Origin of the sequence: Pseudactinotalea sp. Z1732, from assembly GCF_049724975.1 — a bacterium.
Lineage (GTDB): Bacteria > Actinomycetota > Actinomycetes > Actinomycetales > Beutenbergiaceae > CALKWS01.
The window spans coordinates 274,184-297,431 of sequence record NZ_JBMPQC010000001.1; the positions used below are offsets into that span (position 1 = coordinate 274,184).

Annotated in this window: 22 protein-coding genes; 10 read left to right on the forward strand and 12 right to left on the reverse strand. The window is 70.1% G+C overall.

Annotated elements, in window-relative coordinates:
- The first annotated feature begins 36 nt into the window (after nucleotides 1-36).
- Together ACPL7H_RS01335 and ACPL7H_RS01340 are read left to right on the forward strand one after the other, a co-directional pair.
- Nucleotides 37-2,070 carry a M13 family metallopeptidase gene (locus ACPL7H_RS01335; protein WP_424795368.1) on the forward strand — a complete coding sequence of 678 codons (2,034 nt, stop codon included), beginning with the start codon at nucleotides 37-39 and terminating at the stop codon, nucleotides 2,068-2,070.
- 79 nt (nucleotides 2,071-2,149) lie between these two features.
- The gene (locus ACPL7H_RS01340) at nucleotides 2,150-2,593 is read left to right on the forward strand and encodes an SRPBCC family protein (RefSeq protein WP_424795783.1); all 444 of its coding nucleotides are present in this window, start codon (nucleotides 2,150-2,152) and stop codon (nucleotides 2,591-2,593) included.
- Between the two features lie 34 nt (nucleotides 2,594-2,627).
- Here ACPL7H_RS01340 and ACPL7H_RS01345 read toward each other — a convergent pair whose 3' ends face one another.
- Nucleotides 2,628-3,761, reverse strand: coding sequence for a winged helix DNA-binding domain-containing protein (locus ACPL7H_RS01345; protein ID WP_424795369.1), 1,134 nt, complete (start codon nucleotides 3,759-3,761; stop codon nucleotides 2,628-2,630).
- Nucleotides 3,762-3,901: 140 nt separating this feature from the next.
- Between ACPL7H_RS01345 and ACPL7H_RS01350 the strand changes: the two genes are divergently transcribed.
- Nucleotides 3,902-5,125 (forward strand): PQQ-dependent sugar dehydrogenase, encoded by a 1,224-nt coding sequence (locus ACPL7H_RS01350; RefSeq protein WP_424795370.1) that lies wholly within the window; start codon nucleotides 3,902-3,904, stop codon nucleotides 5,123-5,125.
- 87 nt (nucleotides 5,126-5,212) lie between these two features.
- On the opposite strand, the gene ACPL7H_RS01355 is transcribed toward ACPL7H_RS01350, so the two are convergent.
- Nucleotides 5,213-6,079, reverse strand: a complete 867-nt coding sequence (locus ACPL7H_RS01355; protein WP_424795371.1) for an LLM class flavin-dependent oxidoreductase — start codon at nucleotides 6,077-6,079, stop codon at nucleotides 5,213-5,215.
- A 360-nt stretch (nucleotides 6,080-6,439) separates the two neighbouring features.
- Here ACPL7H_RS01355 and ACPL7H_RS01360 point away from each other — a divergent pair, with 360 nt between their 5' ends.
- Nucleotides 6,440-7,846, forward strand: coding sequence for a DUF222 domain-containing protein (locus ACPL7H_RS01360; protein WP_424795372.1), 1,407 nt, complete (start codon nucleotides 6,440-6,442; stop codon nucleotides 7,844-7,846).
- A gap of 22 nt (nucleotides 7,847-7,868) precedes the next feature.
- On the opposite strand, the gene ACPL7H_RS01365 is transcribed toward ACPL7H_RS01360, so the two are convergent.
- From ACPL7H_RS01365 to ACPL7H_RS01385, 5 genes are all read right to left on the reverse strand, one after another.
- The gene (locus ACPL7H_RS01365; protein ID WP_424795373.1) at nucleotides 7,869-9,128 is read right to left on the reverse strand and encodes an RNA polymerase sigma factor; all 1,260 of its coding nucleotides are present in this window, start codon (nucleotides 9,126-9,128) and stop codon (nucleotides 7,869-7,871) included.
- A 3-nt stretch (nucleotides 9,129-9,131) separates the two neighbouring features.
- On the reverse strand, nucleotides 9,132-9,488 hold the full coding sequence (locus ACPL7H_RS01370; protein WP_424795374.1) for a YciI family protein: 357 nt from the start codon (nucleotides 9,486-9,488) through the stop codon (nucleotides 9,132-9,134).
- 223 nt (nucleotides 9,489-9,711) lie between these two features.
- On the reverse strand, nucleotides 9,712-10,605 hold the full coding sequence (locus tag ACPL7H_RS01375) for an LLM class flavin-dependent oxidoreductase (RefSeq protein WP_424795375.1): 894 nt from the start codon (nucleotides 10,603-10,605) through the stop codon (nucleotides 9,712-9,714).
- Nucleotides 10,598-13,384, reverse strand: coding sequence for an LLM class flavin-dependent oxidoreductase (locus tag ACPL7H_RS01380; RefSeq protein ID WP_424795376.1), 2,787 nt, complete (start codon nucleotides 13,382-13,384; stop codon nucleotides 10,598-10,600). The genes ACPL7H_RS01375 and ACPL7H_RS01380 overlap by 8 nt, the downstream gene beginning before the upstream one ends.
- A 44-nt stretch (nucleotides 13,385-13,428) precedes the next feature.
- Nucleotides 13,429-13,851 carry a winged helix-turn-helix transcriptional regulator gene (locus ACPL7H_RS01385; protein ID WP_424795377.1) on the reverse strand — a complete coding sequence of 141 codons (423 nt, stop codon included), beginning with the start codon at nucleotides 13,849-13,851 and terminating at the stop codon, nucleotides 13,429-13,431.
- A 125-nt stretch (nucleotides 13,852-13,976) separates the two neighbouring features.
- Between ACPL7H_RS01385 and ACPL7H_RS01390 the strand changes: the two genes are divergently transcribed.
- Entirely contained in the window at nucleotides 13,977-14,378 is a 402-nt protein-coding gene (locus ACPL7H_RS01390; protein ID WP_424795378.1) for a hypothetical protein, read from the forward strand.
- Nucleotides 14,375-14,767 carry a PPOX class F420-dependent oxidoreductase gene (locus ACPL7H_RS01395; protein ID WP_424795379.1) on the forward strand — a complete coding sequence of 131 codons (393 nt, stop codon included), beginning with the start codon at nucleotides 14,375-14,377 and terminating at the stop codon, nucleotides 14,765-14,767. The genes ACPL7H_RS01390 and ACPL7H_RS01395 overlap by 4 nt, the downstream gene beginning before the upstream one ends.
- Nucleotides 14,768-14,819: 52 nt before the next feature.
- Here the strand turns inward: ACPL7H_RS01395 and ACPL7H_RS01400 are convergent, their stop codons facing one another.
- Nucleotides 14,820-15,065, reverse strand: a complete 246-nt coding sequence (locus tag ACPL7H_RS01400) for a WYL domain-containing protein (RefSeq protein WP_424795380.1) — start codon at nucleotides 15,063-15,065, stop codon at nucleotides 14,820-14,822.
- Between ACPL7H_RS01400 and ACPL7H_RS01405 the strand changes: the two genes are divergently transcribed.
- Nucleotides 15,058-16,026, forward strand: coding sequence for an HAD family hydrolase (locus tag ACPL7H_RS01405; RefSeq protein ID WP_424795381.1), 969 nt, complete (start codon nucleotides 15,058-15,060; stop codon nucleotides 16,024-16,026). The genes ACPL7H_RS01400 and ACPL7H_RS01405 overlap by 8 nt on opposite strands.
- The gene (locus ACPL7H_RS01410; protein ID WP_424795382.1) at nucleotides 16,023-16,604 is read left to right on the forward strand and encodes an N-acetyltransferase family protein; all 582 of its coding nucleotides are present in this window, start codon (nucleotides 16,023-16,025) and stop codon (nucleotides 16,602-16,604) included. Before ACPL7H_RS01405 ends, ACPL7H_RS01410 begins: the two co-directional genes overlap by 4 nt.
- 123 nt (nucleotides 16,605-16,727) lie before the next feature.
- Here ACPL7H_RS01410 and ACPL7H_RS01415 read toward each other — a convergent pair whose 3' ends face one another.
- The 4 genes from ACPL7H_RS01415 to ACPL7H_RS01430 all read right to left on the reverse strand — a co-directional run bounded on the left by ACPL7H_RS01415 (nucleotide 16,728) and on the right by ACPL7H_RS01430 (nucleotide 21,155).
- Entirely contained in the window at nucleotides 16,728-18,833 is a 2,106-nt protein-coding gene (locus tag ACPL7H_RS01415) for a RecQ family ATP-dependent DNA helicase (RefSeq protein WP_424795383.1), read from the reverse strand.
- Nucleotides 18,834-19,006: 173 nt separating this feature from the next.
- Nucleotides 19,007-19,468 (reverse strand): VOC family protein, encoded by a 462-nt coding sequence (locus tag ACPL7H_RS01420; protein ID WP_424795384.1) that lies wholly within the window; start codon nucleotides 19,466-19,468, stop codon nucleotides 19,007-19,009.
- Between the two features lie 5 nt (nucleotides 19,469-19,473).
- On the reverse strand, nucleotides 19,474-20,334 hold the full coding sequence (locus ACPL7H_RS01425) for a helix-turn-helix domain-containing protein (protein ID WP_424795385.1): 861 nt from the start codon (nucleotides 20,332-20,334) through the stop codon (nucleotides 19,474-19,476).
- An 89-nt stretch (nucleotides 20,335-20,423) separates the two neighbouring features.
- A complete protein-coding gene (locus ACPL7H_RS01430) occupies nucleotides 20,424-21,155 on the reverse strand; it encodes a CDP-alcohol phosphatidyltransferase family protein (protein ID WP_424795386.1) in 732 nt (243 codons plus the stop codon).
- Nucleotides 21,156-21,287: 132 nt separating this feature from the next.
- Here ACPL7H_RS01430 and ACPL7H_RS01435 point away from each other — a divergent pair, with 132 nt between their 5' ends.
- Both ACPL7H_RS01435 and ACPL7H_RS01440 read left to right on the forward strand, forming a co-directional pair.
- Nucleotides 21,288-22,034 (forward strand): class I SAM-dependent methyltransferase, encoded by a 747-nt coding sequence (locus ACPL7H_RS01435; protein WP_424795387.1) that lies wholly within the window; start codon nucleotides 21,288-21,290, stop codon nucleotides 22,032-22,034.
- 191 nt (nucleotides 22,035-22,225) lie between these two features.
- A complete protein-coding gene (locus tag ACPL7H_RS01440; protein WP_424795388.1) occupies nucleotides 22,226-23,230 on the forward strand; it encodes a DUF2804 domain-containing protein in 1,005 nt (334 codons plus the stop codon).
- Nucleotides 23,231-23,248: the final 18 nt, after the last annotated feature.

The following is a 23,248-nucleotide window of genomic DNA, read 5'->3' on the forward strand; positions in this document are numbered from 1 at the left end:
CGTCACCGAACCCTCAAATCCACGTATCGTCCAGGCATGACGACAAACCAGTTCGACACCACCGCCACCACCACGCCGTTCGAGCGCGCGATGGATACCTCGGTGCGACCGCAGGACGACCTGTACGGCTTCATCAACGGCACCTATGTCCGCGAGCACGAGATCCCCGCCGACCGCGCCCGCGACGGCGCCTTCATGGTGCTGCGCGACCTGTCCGAGGCGCGCGTGCGGGAGATCATCACCGCGGCGGCCGACACGCAGGCCGGCGAGGACACCGACGAGGACACCGCCTCCGGTGAGGCCGCCCAGTTCGGCGGGCTGTACTCCTCGTTCATGAGCACCGAACGGATCGAGGCGCTCGGAACCGCCCCGCTGCGGGCAGACCTGGAACTGTTCACCGCCGCCACCGATTCCGAGGCACTGGCGCGAGCGATGGGTGCACTCAAGGCCACCGGCATCACCGGGGCGATCCGGCTGGGCATCGACACCGACCTCAACAACCCCGACCGCTACATCGTCATGCTGTCGCAGGCCGGCCTGGGACTGCCCGATGAGTCCTACTACCGCGAGGAGACCCACGCACCGGTGCGCAGCGCCTACGTGGCCCACGTGGCCACCATGCTGGAGTTGTCCGGGCTGGTCACCGCCGAGGAGGCCGCCGGTGCCGCGCAGCGCGTGATGGACGTGGAGACCCGGCTGGCCGCCGGGCACTGGGACCGGGTCAAGACGCGGGAGGCTCACCTGCTGAACAACCCGCGCACCTGGAACCAGATCGTCGAGTCCGCCCCCGGCTTCCCGTGGGAGACGTGGCGAACCGCCCTGGGCTTTCCCGAGGATGCCCTTGCCGAGACCATCGTCGGGATGCCGTCCTACCTCACCCACCTGGGCACGGTGTGGGAGGAGACCGACGTCAGTTCCCTGCGGCTGTGGCTGCTGTGGCACGTCGTCTCCAGCCGGGCTCCCTACCTGCCTGCCGCCTTCGTGGAGGAGAACTTCGACTTCTACGGTCGTACCCTCACCGGCGCCGAGGAGCTCCGCGAACGCTGGAAGCGGGGCGTGGCGCTGGTCGAGGGCGCGATGGGTGAGGCCGTGGGCAAGGTGTACGTCGAGCGTCACTTCCCGCCCGCGCACAAGGCTGCGATGCAGGAGCTCGTGGCGAACCTGATCGAGGCCTACCGACAGTCCATCGCCGAGTTGGACTGGATGAGCGAGGAGACCAAGGCGCGGGCCCTGGAGAAGTTGGACGGCTTCACCCCGAAGATCGGCTACCCGGACTCCTGGCGCGACTACGCCCGGCTGGAGATCGACCCGACCGACCTGCTCGGCAACGTGCGGCGCGCGCAGCGCTTCGAAACCGATCGCAACACGGCGAAGCTCGGCAAGCCGGTCGACCGCGACGAGTGGTTCATGCCGCCGCAGATGGTCAACGCCTACTACCACCCGACCAGGAACGAGATCGTCTTCCCGGCCGCGATCCTGCAGCCACCGTTCTTCGATCCCGAGGCCGATATCGCCTGGAACTACGGCGGCATCGGCGCGGTGATCGGCCATGAGATCGGGCACGGTTTCGACGACCAGGGCAGCAAGTACGACGGCACCGGCCGGCTGCGGAACTGGTGGACGGAGCAGGACCGCACCGAGTTCGACAAGCGCACCCGGGCACTCATCTCCCAGTACGACGAGTTCTCCCCGGCGCAGCTGGACGGCACCCACCACGTGAACGGGGCTCTGACGGTCGGGGAGAACATCGGTGACCTGGGCGGATTGTCGATCGCGATCAAGGCCTACGAGATCGCGCTGCGCAAGGCGGGCCGCTCCGGTCTCGACGATGCACCGGTGATCGACGGGCTGACCGGTCTGCAGCGCGTGTTCTACTCCTGGGGCCGGATCTGGCAGCAGAAGGCCCGCGATGCCGAGGTCATCCGGCTGCTGTCGATCGACCCGCACTCCCCCAACGAGTTCCGCTGCAACGGCGTGGTACGCAACCTGGACACCTTCGCCCGGGCCTTCGACGTCCAACCCGGGGACGCGCTCTACCTGCCACCCGAGGAGCGGGTGCGGATCTGGTGACCACCAGCGGTCCGCCAAGTGGCGGGGCCTCTCCCGCGTTGTTATGAAAGGAAGCACCGCACACAACTAGGAGGACGAGATCGAAGAGTCCATCGAGGTCGACGTACCGGTTTCTGTCGCGTACAACCAGTGGACCCAGTTCGAGGACTTCCCCCACTTCATGGATGGGGTCGACTCGATCACCCAGGTCACCGACACCAAGAACCACTGGGTCGTCACCGTTGGTGGGACCACGCGGGAGTTCGACACCGAGATCACCGAGCAGCACCCGGACGAGCGGATCGCCTGGCGCACGGTGGACAGCGAGCCCTACCACGCCGGTGTCGTCACGTTCCACAAGTTGAGCGAGACCACCACCCGGGTGATGATCCAGCTCGAGTGGAAGCCGCAGGACGCCAAGGAGAAGGCTGGCGCTGCTGTCGGGGCCGACGACCGTCAGGTCAAGGCCGACGCGAAGCGGTTCAAGGAGTTCATCGAGAAGCGCGGCACCGCCACCGGTAGCTGGCGCGGCGACGTGGACTGACCGGGCGCGGCGAGCGAGCACCCCGCCCGGGGATTCACTCGCCGAAGACCCGCACCTGCTCCGCGGGCAGTTTCGCCCACCAGTTCCGGTAGCGGCCGTAGACCACCGGATCGCGGTCGGCGACGAAGTCCGCGAGCGCAACCGCCTCCTGTTCGATGCCGGCCCAGTCGGCCTCGGACAGGGGGTGGAACGTCGTGACCTCCACGGCGCCGTCCACCGCGCGCCAGACCCCCGCCACCTGTCCGTCCACCAGCACAGCCGGCAGCGTGTCGCCGTTGCGGCGGATCACATGCCCGCGGTACTCGGGCGGGATGATGCGTGAGCGGTCGGAGTAGGCCAGTAGCACCGAGTCCCACATCGGCAGCAGTCGTGGCGGGGCGGGCGTGTCCTCCTCGGGCAGTGGCGCGCCCTCCACGTCCAGCAACTCCACCCCGTCCGGGCCCTGGCGCCCGATGAGTTCATCCGTCATCGTCTCGACCACCCGCCGCGCCCGTGTCACCTGGATCAGCGCGTACTGCGCTACGTCATGCACCCGCGCCGGACCGAAGGACTGCAGGTAGCGGCGCACCAGATGCTGGGCGGCCTCATCCGGATCGGCCGACGACGACGGATGCGGGCTGGCCACGTAGGCCGGCCTGGCGCCGAACGACCACGGCCCTCCGGTAGGGGTGTGCACGATCGGGGCGTAATGGCGTAGCGCCCACCACAGTTGCGGGTGGGCGAGGTCGGCGGCCACCTGCTCCCCGGTGCGCGGCTCGGCGAGCAACTCGCCCAGGTGACCGGCGACGTCGTCGGCCATCTGCGGGGTGAGCCCCTCGCCGGTGAACCGCGCATCGCCCAGCCGCGCCCCGCGCAAGGTCGGTTGCATCGCGCGGTGCAGCAACGGGTAGTCCTCGGCGTGCACCGCGTGCAGCGTGATGCGCATCAGCGTGGCCTTGACGATGCGGTGCGAGGTGAAGGCGGTGTCGAGATCCGCGGGGTCGAAGTCAGCCAACCGGTTCCACAGGGCGAGGTAGGGCGAGGGGGCCGATTGGGACTGGACCGCGGTGATGGCGCGGACTCCCTCGGCCACGTCCAGGGGTGCCCGGCGCAGCAGCAACTGGCGGGCCAGGGTCGCCCGGTTCAGCGCCCGGGCGGTCAGGTGCTTGTCCGGGCGCGCGTGGTCCATACGGGTACGGTAGCGCCGACCACCCACACCCGGGCTGAGCAACGGTGGCGACCCGCACGACTGCGCTCGCCCGAGCCTCGTGGCTTCTGTTGCGGTGCGAACAGGCACTGTTAGCGTCGAGAAGTATGCGCTGCGCACTCATGGTCACGGGAGTTGCACTGCTGCTCGCCGGGTGCGCTGCGGACGATCCGGACACGCCTGAGGATCCGGCCACCACTGCGGAGCCGCAGACCACTGAGGAGCAAGAGGACACGGCCCACGTCGAGGAGCCGGCCGACGGCGAGGAGTCGGCCGACGGCGAGGAGTCACCGGGGGCGGAGGATACCCGCGACGACGACGACGCAGCGGTGGCGGAGTTCGAGGCCGTGGAGCACGATCAGTTCGAGAACCCGTGGGCGCTGGAGTTCCTGCCGGGCACCGACCTGCTGCTCGTGACCGAGCGCACCGGCGCCGTGCAGATACGAGATCAGGAGTCCGGTGAGGTCAGGCCGGTCAGCGGCGTGCCCGAGGTCGTCCCCGCGGGGCAAGGCGGTATGCACGACGTCATCGTCGGCCCGGACTTCGAGCGGGACCAGATCATCTACCTCAGCTGGGTGCGCGTCGCCGACGGCGGTAGCCAGGGGGTGGTCGGACGGGCACACCTCGACGCTGACCGCGCCGCCCTGGAGGATCTCGAGGTGATCTGGGAACAGGACCCGGCGTCCGGCAACGGCCACTTCGCGCTCCGGATGGTGGTCCTCGACGACTCCCTGTACATCACCTCCGGGGACCGGCAGGAGCTGCAACCCGCTCAGGACATGGGCACCAACCTCGGCACCATCGTGCGCCTGACGCTGGAGGGTGATCCTGCCCCCGGCAACCCCTTCGCCGATGACGGCGGCGTCGCGGCGCAGTTCTGGACCACCGGGCACCGCAACCCGCTGGGCATCGACCTGGACTCTCAGGGCAACCTCTGGTCCTCGGAGATGGGGCCGGCCGGCGGCGATGAACTGAACCTGATCGTCAAGGGCGCCAACTATGGCTGGCCGGAGGTGTCGATGGGTGAGCACTACGACGGCACCGCGATCCCCGATCACGCCGAGGGCGATGGCTTCGAGGCACCGAAGGCCTACTGGGTGCCGGCGATCTCGCCCGGGAACCTGATGATCTATGCCGGCGACCTGTTCACCGGATGGGCCGACAGCGCGCTGCTGGGCGGCCTCTCGGGGGAGAACCTGGTGCGTGTGGAGTTGGACGGCGAGAACGCCGAGCAGGTGGATGAGTGGGAGATGGGTGATCGGATCCGCGCCCTGGCCGAGGCTCCCGATGGCGCGATCTGGCTCGCCACCGACGGTGGCGAGCTGATGGAGTTGCGCCCGGACTAGAGCCGCTCAGCAGGCACGAGCGCACCGCCGGTTCTCCGGCTGTGGCCTCGGTGAGTCGACTGGCGCCGCTCAGTTGACTGGCCCCGCTCAGTCGATGAGGCGGGCGACCTCCCCGGTGGCACGGAGGAACGCGTGCAGGTCGGGCTCACCGTCCACGGGCGAGAGGATGACCGCGTCGGCACCGGCTTCGGCGAAGCGTCGCACCGCGGCCGCCACGTCGTCGGGCTCGCCCCACACGCCCCGGTTGTCGTCGGTGCCGGCCTCGCCCAGCGCGGCGGCAACCCGCTCCCGGGCGCCGTCGCCGAAGGCGGTGTCGACGTAGGCCACCACCACCGCATCGCCGTCACGTCCGGCGGCGGTGCGCCCGTCGGCAATCAGGCGGGCCCGCTCACCCACCTCGGCGACGGAGAGTCCGGAGACGAGGACCGCACCGTCGGCGACCTCCCCGGTCAGTGCCAACGTCTTGGGTCCCACGCCTGCGGCGTAGACGGGTGGTGCGGCCTCCAACGGCCACTCGAGCCGCACCTTGCCGAGGGTGACGTAGCGGCCGGCCACGGTCACCTCCTCCCCGGCCAGCAACGACCGCAGCACCGTGATGTACTCGCGCATGAGCGTCAGCGGGGAGGCAGCGTGCGCGCCGGCCTGTTTCATCCACGGGAGCACGCCGTGGCCCAGGCCGGGGTAGAACCGGCCGGGAAAGGTCCGCTCGATCGTCGCGATCTCCATCGCGGTCACCGCCACGTTGCGCAGCGGGATCGGTGCGATCCCCAGGCCGATCCGCAGGCGCTCGGTCCACGCCAGGGCGGCGGCGACCGAGGCGTAGGCCGACTCACGGAAGCAGTCCTCCCAGAGCCAGAGCTCGGGAACGCCGGCGGCTTCGGCGGCCTCGACCGCCCCTCGCAGCGCCTCGGGTGGATTGTGGTGCGGGTTGAATATCGCGCCGACCCGAGTCATCGCACACCCCCCTGCGGGCGCGCCGGTGCGCGCTGGTCGATCTCGGCGCCGAAGGGCGGGGGATTCGTCGAATTGGCCATGGTTCGAGTCTCCCACGGGCGCGCCGGGTAGCGGGCGCTCACTGCCACGCCCTGCAGTCGCTCATGTCGCGGGCCGCAGACGCCCGGCCGTCGGACCTGTACTCACCCACGCACTCACCCAGAAGACCCCACTGCCACGCCCTGTAGGCGCCCGCCCCCCCGGCCACCGCCGCCATGACCCGCAGGCACCAACCGTTACCTACCATCAGGCACCAGTGCCATGTGACACGAATCGGAGTAAACCGTTGACTCGAACGGGCGTTCTAGGTAGTGTAGGTTCATGGCCGTACACCCGCTCCCGAGCATCTCCCCGACCCAGGAGGTGCACGCCGCGCTGGATGGGTTGTCGCGGCTGGATCCGGGCGGGCTCAGCGCTGCCGGGCAGAGCCAGTTGCTGGTAGACCTGAGGCGGATCGAGTCGCGGGTTCGGGCCTACAAGCTCAAGGTGCTCAACGCGGCGGAGAAGGCCAACACCGCGCGCAAGTCCGGTCATGCCGATACCGCCTCCTGGGCGGCCAAGCACACCAACGACGACGGTCGGGACACCAGCCGCCAGACCAAACTCGCCACCCGCCTCAGCGACCGCGGCCCCACCCAACGCGCACTCGACGACGGGGACATCTCCCCCGACCACGCCGAGATCATCGTGGGAGCAGGCGAAAAACTCCCCGACGGGCTGACCACCACCGAGCGGGCCCGGGTCGAAGAAGACCTGGTCGACAAAGCCAAGCACATGCCGCCTTCGGTGTTGCGCCAGCGAGCACGGCGACAGTTGGAAGCGCTGAAGAAGGACCGGGAGAGCATCGACGCCCACGAAGATGGCCAGATCGCCGATGAAGAGCAACAGGCCCGCGCTCACACCCGGTTGACCATCCGGGACAACCACGACGGCACCGTCACCGGCCACTTCACCCTGCCTGTCTTCCACGGCCACCTGCTGCGCAAGATCATCCACACGATGACCGCACCACGCCGCACGAGCCGCAGCGACAGCAACGGCGCAGGTGGCGCTGCTGGCGCTGGCGCTGCTGGCGCTGGCGGTGCTGGCGGTGCTGGAGGACACTTTGGGGGGAGAAACGGCGCAGACGCGAGTGGTTCCCAGGGCAGCGGCGGGGCCGGCAGCGTCGTGGAGGATCTGTCCGGGCTTCCCGATCCGGGCCGGGTGGCCCAGGGCCGGCGCACCGACTGGGCCAACGCCCACGGCCTGGCCCTGGCAGAACTGATCGAACACCTACCCACCGACCACCTCAGCCCGAAGACCGCCGCCACGATCGTCGTCACCCTCGACGAGCAGGTGCTCCGCGGACGCATCGCTGCGGCCGGACTGGACACCGGAGAGAAGATCTCCGCCGCCCGAGCGCGGCAACTGGCCTGCAACTCCGGCCTGGTGCCCCTCGTGCTGGGCGGTCAATCCCAGCCACTGGACCTCGGGCGCGGCAACCGACTCTTCACCGAAAGCCAACGCACCGCCCTAGCCACCCAGCACACCGCGTGTGCCGCGCACGGATGCCAACGGCCCTACGCCTGGTGCGAACTCCACCACGCCATCCCCTGGTCCGAGCACGGACCCACCAACCTCGACAATGCCGTCCCCCTGTGCCACCGCCACCACCGAATGGCACACGACGACGACTACCACCACACCCGAACTCCCGCCGGCGAGTACGCATTCACCATGCGCCACTAGGCGCACCATGCGTAGTGGCACGTCATGCTCTGCTCACCAGGACTAGCCGGGCCCGGATGTGGTCTCGCTCGGCGCCGTCGGGACAGGCCTCGATCGCCTCGAGGTATGCCTGACGAGCGGCCTCGGCCTGTCCACCGCGGTGCAGCAACTCGGCGCGCACGAGCGCCACACGATGATGGCCGGGCAGTTCGTCGGCGGCGGCACGCAGAATCGCCAGGCCGGCCATCGCCCCCGATGCCTCGCCCACCGCGACAGCACGGTTGAGCCGCACGATCGGTGATCCGGTGAGTGCCTCCAGTCGGGTGTAGGCGCGCACGATTCCCGCCCAGTCGGTGTCAGCAGCGCGGGTGGCCGTCGCGTGGAAGGCCGCGATCAGGGCCTGCAGGCGCAACTCCTCCGCCAGGCCATCGGTCGGGGACAGGGCGGTGAGCCGGTCCAAGCCCGCCGCGATCTCGGCGCCGTGCCACCGGGACCGGTCCTGATCAGCCAGGCGCACTAGGGCACCCTCCGGACTGACCCGCGCATCGCGGCGGGCGTGCTGCAACCGCACCAGCGCGACCAGGGCCTCCAGCACCGGACGGCCGGGCAGCAGGTCAGTAGCCAGATCGGCGAGCCGTACCACCTCCCCTGCCTGCTGCGCACGGACAACGTCGTGGCCGCCTCCGGGCGCATATCCGGCGGTGAATGCCAGGTAGATCGCCCGGGCCACGTCATCGAGCCGATCCGGCCAGACGTTTCGGTCGGGGATCGCGAACGCGATCCCGCTGCCGGCCAGACGCTTCTTCGCGCGGGTCAGCCGTGCCGCCATCGTGGCTGACGGCACCAGGAACAACCGTGCGATCTCGGCAGTGGGCACACCGAGCACGAACCGAAGCGCGAGCGCCGGGCGGACCTCCTCGGCCAGGGCCGGGTGGGTAGCCATGAACAGCAGCGGCAGGCGCTCATCGACGGCCGAAGCGACCGTGGCAGACGACGTTACCCCTCCCGGAGCGGCCGCATCCTCCGGGCCGGGCTGCACGTCGTCGTCGGCTATCAGGTGGGCTTTGCTCCGGATGGTGCGCTCATGCCGCAGCGCATCGAGCACCCGGCGATGGGCGGTGGTACGCAGCCACCCGGGCGGGTTGTGCGGCACGCCGGCTGCGGGCCACTGGGAAGCGGCCTGCGCGAAGGCCTCTGCGAGCGCGTCCTCGACGAGGTCGGCGCGATTGAATCGCGCCATCAGGTGGCCCAGCAGCAGGCCCCAATGGCTGTGCCAGAGGTCGTCGAGGACGCGCTGCGGCACGGGTCAGTACGGGTCCACGACCGGTGAGATCTGGATGTCATACGGCGGGAGGTGGCCGAGCAGTTCCACCAGGACGTCCAGGTCCGGTGCCTCGATCAGGAAGAACCCGCCCAAGCCCTCCAGGGCCTCGGCATAGGGGCCCTCGGTGAGCGTGACGGCGCCGGCTCGGGTGCGCATCACGGTGGCGTCGGCTTGGCCGTCCGAGAGAGCCTCCCCGGCGAGGATTTCCACGCCCACGCGAGCGCCGCACGCCTCGTCGAACTCGCCGAACCTGCCCATCAACGCGCCCTGCTCCTCCGGGCTCAAGGTGTCCCACGCGGGCACGTCACCGTCGCCGATCAGCATCACTAGGTACTTCATCATCGTCCTTTCGATGGTGACGGCGATGGTGCCGTCACCATCATGTCGCGCGAGGACAGCAGAAATCGACAGTCCGGCAAAGATTCGCGGCCGAGGTCACCGATCTGGTCGCCCCGCGGGGCCGCTCCGACGCCCCTGTTGCCGGGGCTATAGCACGTGCGTCGTGAACCGGCGCAGACGAGGTCGCGTGCGGGCCGGGTGGGACCCGGCGGAGGCGGGCGGCTCAGCGCTCGGCAGCCACCAATTCCCGCACCGCCGGGGCCACCTCGTGAGCGAACGCCTCGGTGGTGGCCGAATCATCGGAAGCCAGGAAGTACCCGGTGATGCCGTGCCTCAGGGTCATCTCGGTCAGTTCCTTGGCCCACTGATCCGGCGGACCCTGCAGGAAACCTCCCGACTGGGCGGCGAACCTGCCCCCGATGTTCAAGAACCTCCGGACCGCTGCCGGTTCGCGCCCGGCTGCCGCAGCGCCGTCGTCGATGTTCATGTTCATCCGGACCAGGTCCTCGGCGCCGTTCTTCAGGTACTGCCACGAGGGGATCCACCCGTCGGCCACCCGGCCGGTCATCCGCAGGATTCGTGGGCCGTACGCCCCGATCCAAATACCCACGTCATGGGCGGGGGCCGGGCCACGCTTGGCGCCATCGACCTGGTAGTGCTTGCCCTCGACCACGAAACGCCCGCGTTCGGAGGCGTTCCAGATGCCACGGATGATCTCGATGGCCTCCTCCAGGGCCTCGATCGACTCCCCCGGGCTTCGTCGCGGGCCGCCCATGGCCTCGATCGCGTCCCAGAACCCGCCCGCACCCAGACCCAGTTCGATCCGGCCACCGGAGAGTTGGTCCAGGGTCGCGATCGCCCGGGCCAGGACCGCCGGCGGACGCAGCGGCAGGTTCGTCACGTTCGCCGTCAGGTGCACCCGTTCGGTCTTGGCCGCCGCGTAGGCGAGCAGGGTGGAGGTGTCGTGGAATCGGCCCTGGTAGGGGTGGTCCTGGAAACTCACCAGGTCCAATCCCGCGCGGTCGGCCACGATCGCCTGCTCCACCGGATGCTGGGGCGGTGAGTTCGTGGGAGTCACGAAGGTGCCGAAGAGTAGGTCGTGGCCGTAGTCAGTCATGAGTGCCTCCTGGTCGGTCGGCGTGATTGGTTGGGATCGCGTGAGCGGATGGGGTCGTATCAGCAGATGGGACCGCCTCAGCAGGTGGGACCGCCTCAGCAGGTGGGGTCCCGTCAGCGGGTGGGATCGCGAAGTTGTCGCGGAACACTTGGTGGGGATCCAGTTCCGCCTTCAACCTACGCAGCCTGGCCAGCCCCTGCTCCCCGAACGCGTCCACCAGTCGCTGCGAACTCCGGTCGGTTTCGAAACTGAGGTACACCCCCGACAGGTGCTCGCGCAGGTCCTCCCAGTGCCTATCCACCCGTTGGGCGTTGCTACCCATCACGGTCAGATGCATCACGGCGTCCCGGTGTACGAACGCCGTGGCCTCGGCGGGCATGTCCCCGATCGCACCACCCATGGTGCGCAACTGGAACCAGCCGATCGTGCCGGAGTCCAGCAACCGCGCGGCAGCCTTGGTGAACTCAGGAGTGACCTGGTTCAGCAGCCCGGACCTGGACACTGGGTCGCCGCGGCCCTGGTGGGGCGCCTCGGGGAACATGTTCATCACCGCGGCATAGGGGGCGATGACGACCTGCTGCTGGATCATGGTGGGAATCTGGGCGAAGGGTTGCAGGTGTTCGATCACCACATCGGGATCGTCGGAGTCGACCATCGCCATCACCTGCGCGGTGGCGCTGCCGCCCCGGGGCGGGCCCATGAGGAGGAACGCGGTGGTCTGCCGTGGGGCGCTGGTGGCCGCGTCGGCGAAAGCCTGCAGGAACTGCGCCACGTCACCCGCGGCAAAGCCCAGCTGGGCCCAGCCGACCTGATCGACCGGCGAGGCGGTGATCTCCACCGAGGTGACGATGCCGAGGTTGGCCCCGGCGCCGCGCACGGCCCAGAACACCTCGGGGTTCTCCTCCTCGCTCGCCCGGAGCCGGGTGCCGTCGGCCACGATCAGATCCGCCGCGCGTAGGTTGTCGATCGTCAGGCCGTGGTGGCGGGAGAGGAAACCCAGGCCGCCGGCGGTGACCAGCCCGCCCACGCCCACGCCGCCGTAGTCACCCGAACCGATCGACCAGCCATAGGGTTGCAGCGCGCTGGCCACATCCCGCCACCGGGCGCCAGGTCCCAGGCGCACCAGCCTGCTGGCCTCATCGACCACCTCGACCGCGTTCATCAGTCCCACGTCGAGCACCAGGCCGCCGATGTTCGTCGACCGCCCCGAGATGCCGTGCCCGCCGCTGCGGATACCCAGTTCCAGGTGCGGGTTGCGCCGGGCGTAGGCCACGGCGTCGCTCACCTGCTCGATGGTCTCCGGGCGCAGGATCAGGCCCGGACTGCCGCCGCGCAGGTAGTTCGACTTCAGCCGGCCGTAGGCGGCGTCCCCCGGTTCGACGGCGGTGTGCACCAGTGACTCTGGCACGCCCTCGTAGTCGATGCCCGGGTGTCGCTTGGCGCGCACGCCTGCGCGCCGGATCCGCTGGGAGCCCAGGCCCGGCAGGGCCTCGGCGACGGTTGCGCGAACCGCCGGTGCGGTGTGGGTGGAGAAGTGCTCGAGATCAGCGGAGGACGACGCACCGCCCGCCCGAGCCAGCAGCCCGCTCACGCCTTCGTCGACGACGAGGCGCACGAGGTCCTCGGTGCTCATCCTGGTGCGGTGGACGGTCCGGCGAACCGGAACCACTGGTTCGGCCTGGTCACTGCGGTCCGCAGGAACGGACTCATCGCCGAGCGCGGACCGGTCGACAGACGCGGACTGGCCGAGGGACGCGGACTGGTCGACGAACGCGGGCTGGTCGACGAACGCGGCCTGGTCGACGAACGCGGCCTGGTCGACGAACGCGGCCTGGTCGACGAACGCGGACTGGTCGACGAACGCGGACTGGTCGACGAACGCGGGCTGGTCAGTCACGGCGGGCAGTACCACCAGCCGCCGGATCTCGCGAGGATCCCGGTCATGGCTGGCGGCGGCCTCGTCGATGATGGCGTTCAGTCGCGCCAGAGCGGCTGGTCCGCCGGCTGCCTCCAGGTCCAGCACCAAGCCATCGGCGAGTGCACCGGCCAGTCTTGCCGCGCGCTCATCCGAGCCGGTCAACCACACCGGGACCTCCCGGTCCAGGGAGGGGCCGGGCTGGGCGCCGGTGACGCTGTGGTGACGGCCGGGGTAAGTGGCGGCATCGGTGCTAGTGTCGGCCATGGCGCGCAGCACCCCCATCGCCTCGGTCAGCGGGGTGTCGCCCGCCTCCGTGGTCGCAGCCTCGGTGGGCGTGACACCTGCGGGTTCTGCGTCGGTGGGCACGACCTGGACCCGCGCCGCATCGGCGGAAGTTCCGGCAGACGCCACAGCACCTGCGAGCGCCATGGCGGCGCGGTCGCCGGAGAGCAGGCTCAGGCTGCCTGCCGCGCGGGCCAGCACTGACGGCGGCCGGTACCCGGGCGATAAGCCGGTGACGGCCAAGGCGATGCGCTCGGTACGCGCGGCTGCCCACGTGGCCAGCGTCCATGGGTCCGGGCCTGCTGCTGCCGAGGCTCCGTCGTCGTCTATCATCATTCTCGCCGCGGTTCCCTCGCCGGGTGCTGCCACTGCTGACGCGTCGTCGTCGTCCATCCAACTCGCAGCGGCCACGTCATCGCTACCCGCGCCCGCCGCGCCGCCACTCATCTCGCGTGCGGCGAAGGCCGCCAGGTCTAGTCCGGCCTGTTCTGCGCGCACGGCCAGGTCAGCCGCTTCCTGCGCGGTGGACTCGGCGTCGATAAGTACGCCGAACTGCACCGCATGGCCGTAGTTGGGCATGGTCGATCTCCTCGCAGTTGTTCCTTGGCGCAGGTGTGCGCGCGTCAGGCGGGTGTCAGGTCGCGTTCACGCAGGTGCTGCTGCGTGCGCTCCTGGGCATCGGGTCCGCCGGCTTGCAGGTCCTGCACCACCTGGCACAGGGCGTCGTCGACGTCCAGGTGCCGCGCCCCCCACCCCCCAATCGCGGTGAGGACCGGGACCAGATCGACGCCGCGCTCGGTCAGGTCGTACCGCACCCTGTTCCGGCTGCCGGGCACCGACGTCCGCCGCAACACACCCGCGGCCACGAGGCGCTTGAGCCGGTCGCTGAGGATGTTGGTGGCGATGCCCTCCTGGGACCCGGCGTGCAACTCGGCGAATGTGTGCCGGTCGGCGAACATCACGTCGCGGATCACCAACAGGCTCCACCGATCCCCGAGCAGTTCCACGGTCATATTGATCGGGCAACCGGATCGTTTCTCAGCCATTGCGACACCTCCACAGCACCCGCGTCACACCTCGCCGGCGCCTCACTTGCGTAATGCAAGTGATGCTACTACTTTCAGTTCCACTTGCAATGCACAAGTAATGCAGCCCACGAATCGGAGGTGCCATGCGAGTCGTCGTCCAGTACCGAGCAGGACAGGTCCCCGAGCAGGAGGCCGAGGCCAACGAGCACGCGCTGTGGGTGTGGGTGGGCCGTCTCCGGGCCCGCCCCGAACACGAGCAGACGATCGCGCTCGGCGGTGGGCGCACCTTCGGCGGGGACGACGACACCCCCGACCACGAAGGCACCCCCGTCCATGAAGGCGGCCCTCACCGCGAAGGCACCCCCGACCATGAAGGCGGCCCCGAGCACGGCGGCGCCGAGTACGACGGCGATCTGTTCGGGATCTCGGTGCTGCAGGTGGACTCCCTCGACGCCGCCGCCGATCTGCTCCGGGACTGGCCCGAACTCCGCTACGGCGGTCGTCTCGAGGTCCTCGCCGAACTGGCCCCGGGAGCCGGTTCGTGAAGCACACCCTGCCGCAGCAGGTTCGCACACTCCTGGAGGCGCCGAACCTCGCTCATTTCGCCACGGTGATGCCCGATGGCCGGCCCACCAGCGTCCCGCTGTGGGTGGGCCTGGAGGACGAGCGGCTCGCGGTCCTGACCATCCCCGACTCGATCAAGGATCGCAACATCCGGCGCGATCCCCGCGTGGCGTTGTCGCTGACCCCGCAGGAGAACCCGTTTCAGATGGCCAGCATCCGGGGCCGGGTGGTGGAGCGGATCGACGACGAGCGGGCGTGGCCGATCATCGACCGGATCGCCCGCAAGTACACCGGGGAGGATTATCCGGAGCGCAGTAACAGGATCGTGTTCCTGATCGAGCCCGAGGTCGCCTGGTCCGCCTCGTTCTGACCCACCGGGCCCTCAGCCCGTTGCGGCACCCGTTGCGTGACCGGGTCGGCCCTCACCGCGCCAGCGCCCGGGCACATCGCTGCGCCAACCCTGCGAGCGCGGTGACCAGTTCGGCGGGGGCCTCGAGAAGCTCGAAGTCGACGTCGATGGTCGTGATCATCCACGCCAAGTCCCGCCCCGACGGAGCCCCCACGTGGAGTACGCAGCGGTCCGGACCATCCGGATCGACCGTGCCCATCCCGGGCCACCACTCTCGCTCTGCAGCCCGGGCGCCCGGATAAGGTGTCCGGGTGACCATCCGCCTGATCGCCACCGATCTGGACGGCACCCTGCTCGATCCCCAGCAGCAGGTCACTGCCCGCACCCGCAGCGCCCTGGACGCTGCCCGGGCCGCCGGGATCGAGGTGGTCCCGGTGACGGCTCGCCAGCCCGTCGGCCTTCGCCTGATCGCCGAGCAGGCAGGGTTCGACGGGTGGGCGTTGTGCGGGAACGGGGCGCTCGGGGTGCATCTGGGTACCGGGGAGCACCTGTTCGAAGCCCAACTCTCCGTCCCCGCCCAGCGGCAACTCGCCGAAGCGCTCCTGCAGCGGCTGCCCGAGGCGGTGTTCGTCAGTGTGCGTGAGGGCGGTGAGACGTTCGTCGCCCAGGAGGGGTACGCGGATCTGGCTGATTTCAACGACCACAAGCGCGACCCGGACTCGATGGTCGCGCACACGGTGGACCAGGTGCTGGACCAGCCCAGCCTGAAGTTCATCGTGCGCCATCCGGGCACCGACAATGACGAACTGGTCGCCACCATCCGCGGCCTGGGTCTGTCCGGTTTCGAAGTCACCCACTCCGGCGCGCCGTTCGTGGAGGTGCTCGCCGAGGGCGTCACGAAGGCCTGGGGCTTGGCCCGGCTGTGCACCCACTTGGGTATCGCGCCGGATGAGGTCCTCGCTTTCGGCGATGCCCCCAATGACGCCGAAATGCTCGCTTGGGCCGGCCACGGGGTGGCGATGGCCGACGCTGCACCGGAAACCCTAGCCGTGGCCGATCAGGTCACCGGCACCAACATCGACGACGGAGTGGCCGACGTGATCGAGGCGCTCACGCAGGCCCCCGCGACGCACCCCGATCGCGCTATGCAACCCGACCAGGCCGCCCGCACCACGCAACCCGAGCACCCCGGCCGCACCACGCAACCCGACCACCCCGGCCGCACCACGCAACCCGACCACCCCGGTGGCGGACAACGACCAGGAGCACCCCTTCGATGACCAGTGACCAGATCTCGCCCGAAGAACCGCAGCCCCGCCTTGGCTCCCTCAACATTGGCGATGAGGAGGTCATCCTCACTCGCGCGGCTACTTCGGACGTGCCGGCGATCGTGGCGCTGCTGGCCGACGATGTGCTCGGCCAGGGCCGCGAGCATGCCGGTAACGACCCCCGCTATGCCGAGGCGTTCGAGGCGATCGACGCCGACCCGAACCAGGTCCTGCTGGTCGCCCGGGCGGGAACCGAGATGGCCGCGACCGCCCAGTTGACGTTCATTCCGGGGCTCTCCCGTGGGGGTGCGCTCCGCGCCCAGGTGGAGGCGGTACGGGTGGCTACGCGATACCGCGGTGCGGGACTCGGTGAGGCCCTCTTCCGGTGGATAGCCACCTACGCCGCCGACCGGGGTGCGGCGTTGATGCAACTCACCTCCGACCGCAGCCGCACCGATGCTGTGCGGTTCTACGAGCGCCTCGGTTTCGTCGCCTCGCACCTCGGAATGAAGCTGCCACTGCACGCCAGCGGGCCGAGGGCGAGCACTGCGGCGGAGGGCGAGCCTCACCAGACTCTCCCTCGGCCGTAGGGCTCGTCCCCGGTGCAGACCGGGCGGTGCGGTAGGCCGGTGGGGCCGGCGGGGTGCAGACCGGGCGGTGCGGTGGGGCCGGCGGGGCGCGGACGCATGCGGGGCGGGGCCGGCCCGACGGCGTCAGCCTTCGGCGGCGAGCGCCAGCGGCAGCACCGCCTCCGCCCCGGCCAGGCGCAGTTCGCGGGACGCCACCGTCACGGTCCAGCGGGAGTCGACCAGGTCGTCCACCAGCAGCACCGGTCCGTGCAGGTCTGCCAGGTGCGCGCGCAGATCAGCCCCGACACCGAACCGGTCCCAGACCCCCGCGAGCCGGAAGGCGCTGTTGCCGCCGGGTCCACCGGTAGGCCCGCCGTCGACCAACTCCAGGGTGCCCAGGACCGGCAACCGCCCCCGGTCGCCGATGTGCCGGGCCACCGAGTCGATCAGCACCGGACGGGTGCGCGAAGGCATCACCACCACACCGGCCGGTCGGCGGTCCCAGTCCCACTCGGCGAGCACCTGCACCACTGCCGCCAGGACGCCGTCGGGGGCTGCGCCGTCGTCGGCCTTCAGGACCTCCCGCAGCCGCTGCCCCCAGCCCAGGTCCGACAACCGCGCCACGACGCGCCCGCGCTGCATCGTCTCGCCCGGGTCGATCTTGCCCTTGACATCCACCCCGAGCCGGCCCATCCCGGAGGGCCACTGCGCCCGCGGTTCGATCGGCACCCCCGCCCGGGCCAACTGCCCGGTGGCAGCCTGCACGGCTTCGGCCGGCACCTCGACGGGGTACCAGGGGCCGGCGCACACGTCACACCTGCCGCACGGGGCCGCAGTCGCGTCATCGAGTGATCGCTGCAGGAACTCCATCCGGCAGGAGTTCCCGGCCAGATACTCCACCATCAGGCCCTGCTCGCGCTCACGGGCCTGGGCCACCCGCTCATAGCGCTGCGCGTCGTAGGTCCAGGGCTGCCCGGTGGCGGCCCAGCCCCCGGGGACCCGCTCCACGGCACCCTCCACATCGAGGACCTTCAGCAACAGTTCCAGCCGGGTCCGGCGCACATCCACCAAGGTCTCCAGCGCCACGGTGGTCATCGGGCCCGAGGCGCGACCCAGTTCGGCCAGCACCGCATCGGCCTGGGCCTGGCGGGGCATCGCGGCGGAGGCGAAGTAGGCCCAGATGTCGCGGTCCTCGGCACCGGGGAGCAACAGCACGTCGGCACGTTCGGTGGCCCGCCCGGCCCGGCCCACCTGCTGGTAGTAGGCCACTGGTGAACTGGGTGCGCCCAGGTGCACCACGAACCCCAGATCCGGTTTGTCGAACCCCATGCCCAGAGCACTGGTGGCGACCAGGGCCTTGACCTGGTTGTCCCGCAACGCCTGCTCCAACTCCTCCCGCTCCGCCGGGTCGGTGCGGCCGGTGTAGGGGCGCACCTGGTGCCCGGCCGCGCGCAGGGTCTCGGTCAGATCCTGCGCGGCCGAGACGGTCAGGGTGTAGATGATGCCGCTGCCGGGCAGGTCGTCCAGGTGTGCGGCCAACCACGCCACTCGCTGCGCCGGGCCCTCCAGGCGGAGTACGCCCAGCCGCAGGGAGGACCGCGCCAGCGGACCGCGGATGGTGCTGACCTGCCGGGGCGTGCCATCGGCGCCGGTGCCCAGTTGCTCGACCACATCGGTCACCACGCGCTCATTGGCGGTGGCGGTGGTGGCCAGCACCGGCGTGTCGGCCGGGAGCCCGGCGAGCATGGTGCGGATGCGGCGGTAGTCGGGGCGGAAGTCGTGGCCCCAGTCGCTGATGCAGTGCGCCTCATCGACCACCAGCAGCCCGCAGCGCCTTGTCAGTTCGGGCAGTTGCTCGGTGCGGAACCGCGGGTTGTTCAACCGTTCCGGGCTGACCAACAGCACATCCACGGCATCGGCATCCAGTTGCTCGCGGACCTGGCCCCACTCGGTGGCGTTGGCGGAGTTGATGGTCACCGCGTTGATGCCGGCGCGCGACGCAGCGGCGATCTGGTCGCGCATCAGCGCCAGCAGCGGGGAGACGATCACCGTGGGCCCGGCACCGTCGGCCCGCCGCAGCGCGGTGGCGACGAAGTAGACCGCGGACTTGCCCCACCCGGTGCGCTGGACCACCAGCACCCGCTCGCGCCGATCGACGAGTGCCTCGATGGCCTCGTACTGGCCCTCTCGGAAGTCGGCCTCGGGGTGACCGACGAGTTGGCGCAGCGCGGCTGTGGCTTGTTCCCTCATGCCCCCACGGTAGGTCCCGGTACGGACACCGCGCCCACGGGCATCCTTGTCCCGCCCGAGTTCGAGCCTCGCGGCTCAAGTCGAGTGTTCGGACAATCGACCTCGGCCATCGGACTCGAACTCGACGCCCCTGGCGGATCGGCCGCGGGGGCGGTGAGGAGTCCGGTGCCGGCTCAGGCCCCGCTGGGTTCGCCGCGGTAGGTGCCGATGGACCAGTAGTTGCCCTCCGGGTCGGCGACGGCGAAGGTGTGTGAACCGTAGTCGGTGTCGGTGAGGGGCTCGATGATCGAAGCACCGGCTTCCTGGCAGCGCTGGTGGATCTCCCCGACGCGGTCGGTGACCAGGTAGATCCCGGCGGTGCCCGGTTCGCGCTGCCAGGGGGTGCCGGCGATCACGCTGCCGAGCATCACGCCGCCGCCCTCGGGCCAGGTCAACTGGGCGTGGTGCACGGTGGGCCCGTCGGCGTAGACCGCGGTGCGTTCGAACCCGAAGGTGGTGACCAGGAAGTCGATGAGGCCGAGGGCGTCGTGGCACTTCAGGGTCGGCCACACGTTCGGGGCGGGCGGGGATGCCGGCGAGGTAGTGGACTCGGCCGGCGAGGTAGTGGACTCGGCAGAAATTTCGGTGGTCTTCATAGCGGTCAGCCTTCCGCACGCACGTGTGCCCCGGCTTGGACATATTGGTGCTCCTGACGCAGCCACTGGGTGGGACTGGTCCCGGTGTACTGCTGGAAGTCACGCACCAGGTGGGATTGATCGGCGTAGCCGCAGGCGTGCGCCACCTGCGCGAGTGTCATCGACGGGCTCACCGCCACGTGTTGCACCACCATCCGCCGTGCCCGGGTGAACCGGATCAGCCGGGCGATCGCCTTGGGCGCCATGCCCACCTCCCGCTGGAAGAGTGTGGTCAGTTGGCGCTGGCTGAGCGCCACGTGCGCGGCCAGGTTGCGCATCGAACCGGCGCCCCGGGTGCGGGACATCCACCGCCAGGCTTCGCCCACCTCCGGGCGCACCTCTTCGGCCCGGCGCTCCTGCAACTGCTCACGCAGGTAATCGCCCACGACGGCGAAGGCCTGCGGTCCCAGCGGCATGTCCTGGAGCCGTCGGAGCGTCCGGGCGGCGCCCGGGCCGAGCACGTCGCTGCCTTCGAGTGCGAGCCGGTCCAGTTCCCGGGCCGGTACCCCCAGCAGCGAGCGGGCCGCCAGTGGATGCACGGCCATCTGGATGCCGGCCTGCTCACCGGGTTCGACGACGTAGGCGGGGTTGGTGTGCAGCCGGCTGATCAGCACCTGCGCACGCTCGGCGCCCGGCCCGGTGGCCTGCCCCGCACTCGCGCCGACCTCGATGGGGCCCCGGGTGGAGAAGATGAACGTCAACGACGGCGCCGGGATCCCCAGGTGGAGCCCGGGTTCGACCCCGGCATGGTGGTAGCCCACGGCACTGAGTACCCCCGGCGCCAGGGCGGCGACCGGTTCGTAGTGCAGCGAGGCCGATGTGCCCACGTGCCGATTATCCTGCGCCGTCAAGGGCGTCGACCAGCCCTGCTGCAGCCCGGCCCGCGGGGCGCTCCGCAGGGCAGTCCCGAGATCAGTTATCGACGACGCAGCACGGTGAGCACCACGCTCAACCCGGCGTAGTAGCCCAGGTAGACCACCGAGGCCACCACCGCCCAACCGGACGGATCGGGGTAGGTCGCCACGATCAGCGCGTACAGGCCCAGCCAGATCGCGGTGGCCACCATCGTCACCCGCCACAACACCTGGGTGCGGGAGGGGTAGAGATAGCAGATCGGGATGAACGCCGCAACGCTGAGCGTGATCAGGATCGCTGCCGTGGCGGCTGCGCTCAGGTCGAGCACCACGACGTAGAAGGCCACCACGTTCCAGTAACTGGGGAAGCCGCGGAAGTAGTGGTCGGGCGTCTTGGCGTCGGTGCGGCAGAACTGGTAGCAGGAGGCGAGCAGGACCACGGCCACCACCGCCCACCCGGCGGCTCCACCAGGTAGGTAGCCGGCCGACCAGAGCAGCACCATCGGGGCGAAGGCGTAGGTGAGGAAGTCCACGATGTTGTCCAACAGCGCACCGTCGAACCTGGGCAGCACCTGGGCCACCCGGAGGCGCCTGGCCATGAACCCGTCGGTACCGTCGATCACCATCGCGGCCAGGAACAGCCACAGCACCAGCTGGACCTGCCCGGCATAGGCGAAGTGCACCATGGCGAAGCCGAGCAGCGCGCCGATGGCGGTGAACAGGTGCACCGCCACGCCGGCCAGGCGCTGCGATGCCGAGGCCCTCTCGAGGGGGGTGGTGGCGGTGGTGTTCACCGGGCCACGGTACCCGGGGCGACCCAGCCGCAGCGCCACTTCGACGCACGCACCCGCCTCAGCCTGTCCTCGGCAGGACTGTCGGGTGAAAAGTCGTCGACGACGACCGGTCGCCCTGGCATGCTCGTGACGATGCGCAGCCAGTACTGGACCGAAGCGGCAGCCGCCGGGTACGACCACCCGGACTCTCCGATGTTCTCCGCCGAGGTGCTCGATCCCACCGTGGGCTTCCTGGCCGACTTGGCCGGTCGGACCGGCGGCGGGAGGGCCCTGGAGTTCGCCATCGGCACCGGGCGGGTGGCGGTCCCGCTGTGGCGGCGGGGACTCGAGGTGCACGGCATCGACACCTCCGAGCCGATGATCGCCCGGTTGCGCACCAAGGCCTCCGATCAGGACATTCCGGTGACCGTCGGGGACATGTCCACCACCCGGGTGTCCGGGGTGTTCGACCTGGTGTACCTGGTCTACAACACCATCTCCAACCTGCTCACCCAGGAGGCGCAGGTGGACTGTTTCCGCAATGCCGCGGCGCATCTACTCCCGGGCGGTCACTTCGTGATCGAACTGGGCGTCCCACCGCTGCGGTGGCTGCCGCCGGGCGCGGCTGCGGTGCCGTTCGAGGTGACCGAGCGGCACGTAGGGCTGGACACCATCGACCCGCTCTCCCAACGGATGACCTCTCATCACTTCACCCAAGGTGACGACGGCAGGTATCGCTACGGTCCCAGCGAGCATCGCTACGCCTGGCCCGCCGAGTTGGATCTGATGGCCCGTCTGGCCGGCATGGAACTGGTCGAGCGCGTGGCCGACTTCCAACGCGCGCCGTTCACCGCCGAGTCCACCTCGCACGTCTCGGTCTGGCGCCGCCCCACCCCGTAGTGCGGGAACAGGGTCGCGCAGGCCTGCGGGCCAGGCGAGCGTGTACGCGCAGGCGAGCGGGCCAGGCGAGCGGGCCCAGGTGTGCGCGCAGCGTGCGTGCCACGTGCAGGCGTGCGGGCCGGGCATGCGCGCAAGGGACGAATCAGGCGCGCCGGGTGCGGCCCAGGCACAAAGGGCGCCATGATGGGCCCGTGCTGCCCGAGATCGTCCGCCCGGTGGACCTGTGTCTTCCCTCAGGTGCGCTCAACCCTGCCGCCCTGGGGTGGAGCCGACGCGCACTGCACCGGGCGAACCTGCGCACGGTGCCACTGAGTTCACGGGCAGCCACCTGGAGCCGCACAAAGCGGCGCGAGCACTGGGGCATCAACACCCCCGACCACCTCATCGCCCTGACAGTGAACTCCCTGAACTACGCCGCCGCCCACCAGGTGTGGATCCTGGACCGCAGCGACGGCACGGTGATCGAGGAGTCGGCGATCGTACCGCTGGCCCGCCACGTGGAACTGCCCGAAACCGCCTTCGGCGGACCGGTGCGCGCGCTCACCCGTGACCTGGCGATCGCGGTGGACACCGAGGACGGCAGCACCCGGCTACGGGCGAAGACTCCCCGGGTGCGGCTGGACCTGCACGTGCCCATGCCACCGGAGTCCCTGGGTGTGGTGATCCCGTGGAGCGATCGGCAGTTCCAGTACACGCTGAAGTCCTCGGCGCTGCCGGTCAGCGGCCGACTCGAGATCGATGACGCCGATACCACCGTCGGCCCTGAGGCCTGGGCCAATATCGATCACGGACGCGGCCGCTGGCCCTACGCCACCAATTACACCAGCGCGGTCGCGTCCGGCTCGGTCGCGGGGGTCCGCACCGGGCTGCACCTTGGCGGGTTGTGGACCGAGGGCACCGGCTCCACCGAGAACGCCTTGATCATCGACTCCCGCGTGCACTACCTGCCCGAGGAGACGGTCTGGGCCTTCGATGCCGACTCCCCCACCGGCACGTGGTCGATCGAGGGCGACCGGGTCGAGGCGACACTGGAACCCTTTCAGCACGGCTCCACCTCGACCAACCTGGGCATCGTGGCGACCACCACCACCGGGGTGTGCGGCACCTGGCGCGGGTGGGCGGCCGACGACGACGGGGGCCGCCATCGCCTCGACGGCCTGGTCGGGTGGGCGGAGTTCACCAGCAACCGCTGGTAGTGCCCTTCACCGGGTCAG